At 68.7% G+C, this 402-nt stretch carries 1 protein-coding gene; it reads right to left on the bottom strand.

The window, feature by feature from the left end; genetic code table 11:
- On the bottom strand, positions 1 to 340 hold a 340-nt coding region (locus tag ACLFKU_RS44305), incomplete at its 3' end, for a heavy-metal-associated domain-containing protein (RefSeq protein ID WP_410853463.1).
- Between the last annotated feature and the right edge of the window lie 62 nt (positions 341 to 402).

Genomic DNA, 402 nt, shown 5'->3' with positions numbered 1-402 from the left:
TGACGCTGGCGGCGATCACGCCGGGCACCTGCGCGAGGCTGCGTTCGACGCGGCCGACACAGGAGGCGCAGGTCATGCCCTCGATGCTCAGTTCGGTGCTGTCTTCCCGCACGGTGTAGCCCGCACTCTCGATGGCGCGTACGGCGGCCAGGGGATCGGCCGCGCCGATGAAACCGAGGTCGGCGCGCTCGGTGGCGAGGTTGACGGAGGCGCTCATCACGCCGGGCACCGCAGTGAGCGCACGCTCGACCCGGCCCACGCACGAGGCACAGGTCATGCCCTCGATGGGCAGGCTCAGACGGCTGATCGGCGCGCCGGACCGGGAAGCAAGGGAAGACATGGGGACAGTCCTTGGGGTGAGGTTACCTGCCACCCTAAAGGTTCCCATCAGGGGAAGGTCAA

Origin of the sequence: Paraburkholderia sp. EG304, from assembly GCF_046543485.1 — a bacterium.
Taxonomy (GTDB): domain Bacteria; phylum Pseudomonadota; class Gammaproteobacteria; order Burkholderiales; family Burkholderiaceae; genus Paraburkholderia; species Paraburkholderia youngii.
The sequence above is the reverse complement of the archived record's forward strand: the minus strand, read 5'-3'. Positions and strand labels throughout refer to the sequence as shown.